Below are 9,084 nucleotides of genomic sequence, written 5' to 3'. Positions count from 1 at the left end.
GCTTTCCCTCTCCGCAGAGCGGACAGAGATTCACTCCTGTCTTCCCACTCACATTCCGTACGCTGCCGGATCCGCCGGTCAACAGATTCCCTGCATCACCCATATATTCTTTCACTCTGCTGATATAGTTCTGTGTCTCCTGGAACGGCGGAACTCCACCGTACTTTTCCACATTACCGCTTCCCGCATTATATGCCGCAAGCGCCAGATTCACATTTCCATCATATCTGGCAAGCAGATCTGACAGATACTTTGCGCCGCCCATGATATTGCTGCGCGCATCAAACGGATCCGTCACGCCGAGACTTTGCGCCGTCGCCGGCATAAGCTGCATGACGCCCTGCGCCCCCGCTCCCGACTGTGCATAAGGGTCATAATTCGATTCCTTCTTTCCGACCGCTTTCAGCAAATCTGCCGGAACGCCGTACGTCCGGGAAGCCTCTTCAAAAATTGCATCCAAATCTCCTGCGCTGATCCCGCTTTCCGCCATCTGCGTCTGTTGAAAAATGTGTGCAAATCCAGTCCCGGACAGGGACGGCTTCGTCACATTCTGCACTGCGCCGCGATTGATCTGTTGTATGACATTTTCCATATATCTGTACTGCATATTCTGCAGTATATAATCCATCACAATCTCCCTCTCCGCTAAAATCCAATCTTTATTTACACGATTCTACATATTTTTACAATATTTTTGTCCAGCCCAACTCCAATATTTTTTCGCTTCCAGCCCAACTCCAATATTTTTTCGCTTTTTTTTGTATTGATTTCACAGAAAAATTCTGCTTTTTCTACTTCTGCCGCTTTGTCAGCTTCTTTCTTTTGTTCATTTTGTCTAATTCCAAAAGAAAAAGCAGATACCATTTTGGTACCCGCTCATTTTCCTATTTAAAATACCTCGTCAAAGACCCGGTCGATCCGATTACGAAGTGACTGTAATTTCAACTAAATTCATGTCATCCATGTTAGCCAGAAAAATCCTGTAAACCTGTTTCCGCAACCAAAACTTCATATTCTTCCCCAAGCATCTTTTTCACTGTTTTCTGCTCTTCTTCATTGTGATCCACGATCATAATCCGCTTCTTTCCAAATCCGTTTGTTTCACTTAAACCTGCCACCTTTCTCATTCTCCTTTCTTAATGTCCCGATAATAACAATACCGGTCTTTTCCCAATCTTTTACTTTCATATAAAGCCTGATCGGCTTCCTCCAGACTCCTTTCATAAGAAAATCTGCTTTTAGAGACAAATGTAATCCCCACGCTGCACCGAAGCGGAATCTCCGACGCACTGTGGATCATGGCAAATAACTCGTTCATCCTGCGGTTGAGTATTTCACGCACCTCTACATTTTTGATGAACACAAGAAATTCGTCCCCGCCAAGCCGTCCGATCAGATCTCCGTGACGGAATGTCATTTTCAAAACTCCGGTCAACGTTTTTAACGCCTCGTCTCCTTTTGCATGTCCATAGCGGTCATTGATCCCCTTAAAGTCATCCAGATCCAAAATCATAAGCGCTCCTCCGTCCACCGTATTATCCCGAAGTATATACCGTTCTACTTCTCTTTCAAATGTAACTCGGTTATAAACCCCTGTCAACGGATCCAGATTTGCCGCTTTCTGAAGCACCAGCTCTTTTCTTTTCTCCGAATCGATATTTTTCAGATACAACAGCGCATATACCCGGTCCGTATATCGTTCGCGGAAAATATGCATCGTCAGTTTCATCCATTGATACGCATCGTCCGCACATCTGCGGAAACACAACTTTTTCGTTAAAATTCCATTGGCATGTCTGGAACTACACATTTCTTCCTGTACAAATCTCTGGACGCTTTCCATATCTTCCGGATGCACCTCTTCCTCGGCTTTCCGCTCCAGCAGCGCTGCAAATTTTTCCTTGTTCTCCCTGCATTCCCCCATATAGCTCTTCCACAGTCCTCCGGCAGTCCGAAGTTCACCGCTATCCAGTTCTACCTCTGCGAACGCAACCGTTTCCGAAAGCACTGCATAGTAAAATACACTTTTCCATGTATATTTTTCCCAGAAATTCCACTTATTCTCCTGAAGCGCCCTCTTTTCCTCTGCTTTTGATTCCGTCGAAAACTGCAGCAATTCCATCTCACTGACAAGACGATGATATCCGGTCAGGCAGACCTTATCTCCGATTTCTCCCATTCGGACACCAAGACATTGTACCACACACTCCCCTAATTCCGGATGCACCCATGTATATTCCAGTTGCGCCGGTCCTCCGGATGTCACGATCCGCTCCACAGACTTCGCCACATAAGAACGATACTGCTCACCAATCCTGCTGTTCCAGTATTGGTACATTTCCTCCGGAATCTGTTCTTCGTTCACGCCCATGATCCGTTTCATCGTCCGGTCCCCATACATCTTTGCCGTCCGGTTCTTTCGGTTCAGGATGATTTTCCAAAGTCCAAGGTTCATCGTTCCCAGCACTTCTTCACATGCGATCTCCGGCACCAGTTTTCCTGCCGCAGTGTCGTGCAGACGTTCTGTCAGGAAACAGGACATCGTATGAAGCTGCGCCGCATCGCCATGATGGCGTTTCGGATTATCTACCCCAAGGAATCCGATCACACGCTGCGCTTTTCGGATCGGCGCAACAATCAGCCGCCGGATCCCCTGTGTATGCAGGATTTCCCATTCTTCCAGTGCGCTCTTTTTTATATGTTCCAAATTACGGATCACAACCGATTCCCCTTTTTGAAACGCTTCGCCCCATCGCTGTATCGTGCTGCCCGGAACATTTTGAAGTTCGTCCTGCTTTGACGTCACGCCTTTCTCACACCACTCATGAGTATTGATCCAAAAATCGCCTGTCGCCGCCCGTTCAAATATATACGAACGATCTGCCTGATAAAACGCGCCGATCGACCGCAAAACTTTCCGGATCGCAAGTTCCGTATCCGGCTCTTCCACAAGCATTCTTGTACATTCCACAATATTCTGCTCAAAGTCCAGTTTTTCCTGAATACTTTTGCTGACATGTTCTTTTTCCGTCACATCGATCGCGATCTCCATACGTGCCATTTTTCCATTCCATGGGATCAATTTATCTTTCAGCAGAAAATGACGGTTCAAAAACGTATTCTCTTTTTCCCACACAAGAAAACGCTCTGCATTTAATTTGTGATTTTTGCAAGACTCACAGGGATCGTTTCTCCCCTGAAATACTTTATAGCACTTTCTCCCTTTATAATCGTGAACGCCTGTCAGAAGCTGCCCCGCCATATTCATATAGTACAGCTCATAACTATCCTGATCGCAGACAAACACAATCTCGTCCATTTCTTCTATAATATTGCCCTGTTCACATGCCCGTTCCGGCATCTCCTGCGTTTTTTCTCCGCCGGAAAGTTGATACAGTCTTTTTCTGTATGCTTCCCATTGACTGTGTTCTTCACTGTCTCCCCTGATGTAATATCTGGCAAATGTTTCTGCTTCGTATGGTTTTGAAAACAAATATCCCTGCAACAGATCCGGGTGCAGCGTCCGCAGAACCGCCAGTTCCTCTTCGGTTTCCACGCCCTCACAGCAAACACGAAGCTGCTCACTATGAGACAGTTCGATCATATTGCTGATCAACCGGCAATTATACACACTGTGCTGTAATCTGCTGACAAAGCAACGATCGATCTTTACTTCGTTGATTTCCATGCTTTTCAAATATCCCAAACTGGAATATCCGGTTCCGAAGTCATCAATTGAAATCTGGATTCCACATCTTCTCCACGAGTAAAAAATCTGATTGAAATATTGATATTCCTGAAGCTGCATACTCTCCGTCACTTCCAAGGTAAGACTTTCCCCCGAAAGTTCCGCTTTCTTCAACGCGTCCAACACTTTTTGTGTAATCATCTCATTCCTTAACTGGATGTAAGAAATATTGACACTGATATGAAAATCCGGAACCCATTTCCGCCAACATTTGCACTGATGCAGGGCAGTCGCCAAAACCCAGTCTCCGACCGGGTCGATCAGTTCCGTCTGCTCCAAAAGCGGGATAAATTCTTCCGGGCTGATTCTTCCCCGGCTCGGCGATTCATATCGGAGAAGCGCTTCCGCTCCGTGCACATGGTAATCTGTCCCCGACACCTGCAACTGATAGCAAAGATGAAATCCAGCAAACCCATTCCGCACACTTTCTCTTAATTCTTCCTGCAAGTCAATCCGCTTCAAATTCTTCTCATAATCATCGGCTGAAAAAAACACAAGATTGTTCTTTCCTCTCTTCTTTGCCCGGTCAAGCGCATTTTCTGCATACTGATATAATACACCGCTACCGTCTAGAATCTCTTCCCCATAAGGAACCGCTCCGGCAGACATCGTACAATACGGCAATACTTTTTCCTGGATCAGCAGATACGTCGTCTGCACCATACCTTTTGTACGCCCCTCCATATTGATCGCGTACCGGTCGCCGTCCACCCGATAAATACTCAATGACAAATCGACCACTTCTTCCATGATCTCTGTCACGATCTTCAAAATGTAATTTCCGTACCCTCTTCCTTGTTTGATATTGATATTTTTAAAATCATCGATCCCAAGAAGCATCAAGAAACCTTTTTTCTCACTTTGAAGTTCTTTCTCCAAATCGTCAAACAGACAGGTCATATTTAAAAGCCCGGTCAGCGTATCTACTTTCCGACTCATAACAGAATCCGAAATCCGCCCAAACATAAGTTCCGGTTTTCCCGTGTCACTGCACTGGCTCTTCCCCCGAAAACTGATCCATACTTTTTCTCCATGATTATTTAAAAGCCGACACTCAATATTACAAGAGACCATATCACCGCACTCTACCTGCCGCAACGTTCTCTTCACGGCATCAGCATCTCTGGCATACACACATCTCTCCAAATCCTGAATCTGATAAACATATTCTTCTCGTTTCGGCAGATTGTATTTCTCGTAGACCGGATTTGAAAAGTGTAGATTCCCCGTCTGAAAGTCCCATAAGAACAAGTAGTCCTCCGTACTTTCACTTAGAAATTCTATCGTCTTCAGACATTGCTCAATCTCATTTCCTCGATGATCTATCATCTCATTCCTCTCTTCTCGCTTCATTTGTATCCTCCACCCGCTTTTCCACAATCTCAACTATTGTATTTATGATAGCACAACCAACAGCCAGATTCCACCCAACTTTAAATAAAAAAAAGAGCTTTCCTTTTCAGGAAAGCTCTCAGGTAGCAGGGCTACAAGGATTCGAACCTTGAACTGACGGAGTCAGAGTCCGTTGCCTTACCGTTTGGCGATAGCCCTATGTGTCTGTGTTGTTGTGTTTTGTCAACCAACGAATGTTATTATACGGCATGATTCCAGAAAATGCAAGCACTTTTTTCAAATTTTTTCAAATTTTTTTCAAAAAGTTTTCAGGACCCTGAAAAACCTTGTAATCTCAAGGTTTTCAGGGATCCATCACCTTTACTGTTCCATCTGTTTTCCAAGGAATCCTGCTGCACTGGATGCCAGCTTAAGCTCTGTCTCTCCCATTTTCTGTTTTTCATCCCGGGAAAGGAAGATCACAGATCCCACCGCATCTCCTTCACTGATGATGGGACAGATTGTTTCAGAAGCAATCCCTTCCGGTCCATCCTGCAGAACAGGAACAAATCGCTTTTCCCCTGCCGTTGCCTGGAGACACTCCCTGTCCTGGATCATCTGCTCCAGTTCCTGGCTGATTGCTTTTCCGATGCATTCCTTCTTCCCGGTTCCCGCAGCTGCGATCATAGTGTCTTTATCCGCCACACACACAATATAGCCCGTTGTCTGCGCAAGACTTTCTGCATAATCCGCCGCATAAGCTCCCAGCTCTCCAATGGGAGAATACTTTTTCAAGATGATCTCACCTTCCCGATCTGTAAAGATCTCCAGCGGATCTCCCACCCGGATACGAAGCGTGCGGCGGATTTCCTTAGGGATCACGACCCTTCCCAGATCATCGATCCGTCGTACAATTCCTGTCGCCTTCATAACATATTTCCTCCTGCATGTTCCGTTTCATATATCTCATTTCTGCAACATATGGCTAGTATGTGGAAATGCAGGAAAAATATACATCACTGTTCTCTCATGTCTTATTCTTCCGGATGCATTTTATTCAGAAGATCCGTCTTCATCTTATACAGGCGGTCTGAAAGATCCACATAGACCTCATGCGGATTCACCAGACGTCTGGTCTCGTCCCACAGGGTAGCCTGCTCATTGATACAATGCTCACGGATATCCATAACCGACGGAGATGTGTAGACACACTTTCCTTTGTCGAATACTTGCACCATCAATTCCTTCATGGTGTAAGTGCCACCCTTCAGATGGGTTTTTTTCCAGGTCTCCTGTGGATCAAAGATCACCAGGTCCTTGGATTCATCAAATTTATCATCCACCAGTGCAATCAGATCTGCTTTCAGTTTTCCATTTGATTTTTCATAAATACGGTAAACTGTCTTGTTGCCCGGGTTTGTGATCTTCTCCGTATTCTCAGACAGTTTGATCTTTGGTACAAATTCTCCATCCCCCTGTTTTACTGCTGCCAGCTTGTATACACCACCGAATGCCGGGCAGTCCTTGGAAGTGATCAGGTTTGTTCCAACACCCCAGGAAGTGATCTTTGCACCCTGGGTCTTCAGACTGTCGATCAGATACTCATCCAGATCGCTGGAAGCCGAGATCACTGCATCGTAAAATCCTGCTGCATCCAGCATCTTTCTTGCCTCTTTGGAAAGATATGCCAGGTCTCCACTGTCCAGACGGATTCCGTAACGTCCGTTCAGGACCTTGTCCTTACGCATTTCTTTAAACACACGGATCGCATTTGGCACACCGGATTTTAATGTATCATAAGTATCTACCAGCAGCGTGCATGCATCCGGATACATTTTTGCATATGTCTTGAATGCAGTATATTCGTCCGGGAAACTCATGATCCAGCTATGTGCATGGGTTCCAAGCACTGGCACATCAAACAGCTGTCCGGTCAGCACATTGGACGTACCGATACAGCCACCGATCATAGCTGCTCGTGCTCCGTAGGTACCCGCATCCGGTCCCTGAGCACGGCGCAGTCCAAACTCCATGATGCCATCTCCTCTGGCCGCATTGACTACTCTTGCCGCCTTGGTGGCGATCAGACTCTGATGGTTGATCATGGTAAGAATTGCGGTCTCTACCAGCTGTGCCTCCATGATCGGTGCGATAACTTTCACCAGCGGTTCTCTCGGAAATACCACAGTTCCTTCCGGAATCGCATAAATATCACCGGTAAAATGGAACCCTCTCAAGTATTCCAGGAAATCCTTTTCAAAGATTCCCAGGCTGTCAAGATACGCTACATCTTCATCTGAAAAATGCAGATTTTTGATATAGTCGATCACCTGATCCAGTCCTGCTGCGATCGCAAATCCATTTCCGCAGGGATTCACACGATAAAATGCATCAAAGATCACGGTCTCCTGCACCGGATTTTTGAAATATCCCTGCATCATTGTCAGTTCATACAAATCTGTAAGTAATGTCAGATTCTGTGCTGTAACACTCATTGGAAAATCCTCCCGTCTCCTGTTATAATATTTAATCCTGCGATGCCGGGAATCCCATCGATTGATCCCTGCGCAGTATATTGCCATATCTGATAGGTTCCAGACCAGGTAACACTGCTGTTCTCCTGTGCAACCCAGATCTGTTCCTGGGGCAATGCAGTCATATCAAGACTGCTGGAAAGCCATCCTGCTTCTCCGCCGATCATCGGCATCATTCCGTCTTCATGTACTTTCCGGCAAAATGCTTTTGTAAATGTCGTCCGTTCTTCCGGGCTCACTCCTTCTGCGCGCCCGGCCAGATCCGCAGTATATCCACCTGTAATGACAAGCGGAGCTGTCACATGACAGGTCCTGGCAGCCTGTACTATGAATTCTGCTTCTTCTGTGGCTTCTTCCTCTGTTACTGCCTGGGAATAGAAATACAGACCTACTGATAAGCCAGCAGCCCTGGCACCTGCTACATTGGCTGTACAGGCCGCATCTTCAAACAGCTCGCCCGTAGATGCACCTCTGTAACCACAGCGGATCAACGCAAAAGATATCCCAGACTCTTTTACTTTCTTCCAGTCGATCGTTCCGCTCTTTGAAGAGACATCTACTCCGGCCTGACTGATCAGCTTCCCATCTTCATCAAATACATAGCGGATACCCTGAATCACCTGTGCTCCTGACACTTTCTCGCCATGCTCATCATAATAGTATACAGAACCTTCCTGCTCCTGCCAGCCATAATAGGTATATGCTCCGGTTGGCACTGTTTTCTCAACTTCCACCGGGACTTTCGTCTCCACCATCTGCTTCTGTGTGGTAGTCTCTGTACGTTTTCTGCTGACTATCAGACCCGTAGTATCTGATGGTTCTCCCTCCAGGGTCAGCTCATTTCTGTATACAACATGAAATGCATATCCGGCATTGGTTCCTGTCAGCACTTCACAGTTCACGGAATATACCTCACCCTCACTGTCACCCATCATCTCCAGAAGCATCAATGCCAGTTCTTCATTATCCTCATCCAATGTAATGTCACTGCTGCTGTATTCATACTCATACCAGTGACCGTCATTCCACACATATCTCGGAAAACCCTTTTCGTCCTGATACTCACATGGAATCTCATTCTGTACTTCCACCGCTTCTTCCTTACGGACGATCTGGTAAGTGGATGGATCATTCTCATCGACTACAGACAGACGTTTCTCTGTTCTGGTGATCTCTTTTCTGGAAGATTCTACATATTTCACAGTATCCGTCAAGGTGACTGAATATGCAGAACGGGAAACAGCCTTTCCATCCTCTGGTACAGGTGCCGCTTCCCGTTCTGTTTCTTCTTCATCCAAGGGCACTTCATCCAGATCTTTGTTCTCCGGCAGAGAAGTTTTAATCTCCTCCTCTGTCGCGGAATTCTCTTTTGATAAAATCAGTTCTTCACTGGTTCTCGTGCAGCCAGTCAACAGACCGGCCGCTGCCAGAAGACCGATCAAACAAAGACAAAGTGTCTTCTTTTTCACC

At 46.1% G+C, this 9,084-nt stretch carries 7 protein-coding genes and 1 tRNA gene; all 8 read right to left on the bottom strand.

Features of this window, described 5'->3' with window-relative positions:
* Positions 1-628, bottom strand: a 628-nt coding sequence (locus tag WMO62_RS08820) for a lytic transglycosylase domain-containing protein (protein WP_349144461.1), incomplete at its 3' end; no start/stop codon positions are given.
* Between the two features lie 35 nt (positions 629-663).
* Positions 664-864 carry a hypothetical protein gene (locus tag WMO62_RS08815; protein WP_349144460.1) on the bottom strand — a complete coding sequence of 67 codons (201 nt, stop codon included), beginning with the start codon at positions 862-864 and terminating at the stop codon, positions 664-666.
* A gap of 101 nt (positions 865-965) precedes the next feature.
* Complete coding sequence (locus WMO62_RS08810; protein WP_349144459.1) at positions 966-1,118, bottom strand: hypothetical protein; 153 nt, start codon at positions 1,116-1,118, stop codon at positions 966-968.
* A gap of 5 nt (positions 1,119-1,123) precedes the next feature.
* On the bottom strand, positions 1,124-5,101 hold the full coding sequence (locus WMO62_RS08805; RefSeq protein WP_349144458.1) for an EAL domain-containing protein: 3,978 nt from the start codon (positions 5,099-5,101) through the stop codon (positions 1,124-1,126).
* Positions 5,102-5,227: 126 nt separating this feature from the next.
* Positions 5,228-5,299, bottom strand: a tRNA-Gln gene (locus WMO62_RS08800).
* A gap of 162 nt (positions 5,300-5,461) precedes the next feature.
* Positions 5,462-6,010 (bottom strand): stage V sporulation protein T, encoded by a 549-nt coding sequence (gene spoVT / locus WMO62_RS08795; protein ID WP_117499347.1) that lies wholly within the window; start codon positions 6,008-6,010, stop codon positions 5,462-5,464.
* 104 nt (positions 6,011-6,114) lie between these two features.
* Positions 6,115-7,575 (bottom strand): nicotinate phosphoribosyltransferase, encoded by a 1,461-nt coding sequence (locus WMO62_RS08790; RefSeq protein ID WP_117499345.1) that lies wholly within the window; start codon positions 7,573-7,575, stop codon positions 6,115-6,117.
* Positions 7,572-9,083: a GH25 family lysozyme gene (locus tag WMO62_RS08785; protein WP_349144457.1), complete on the bottom strand. Its 1,512-nt coding sequence runs from the start codon at positions 9,081-9,083 to the stop codon at positions 7,572-7,574. Before WMO62_RS08785 ends, WMO62_RS08790 begins: the two co-directional genes overlap by 4 nt.
* Between the last annotated feature and the right edge of the window lies 1 nt (position 9,084).

Source organism: Hominiventricola aquisgranensis (assembly GCF_040096225.1).
Lineage (GTDB): Bacteria > Bacillota > Clostridia > Lachnospirales > Lachnospiraceae > Hominiventricola > Hominiventricola aquisgranensis.
The sequence above is the reverse complement of the archived record's forward strand: the minus strand, read 5'-3'. Positions and strand labels throughout refer to the sequence as shown.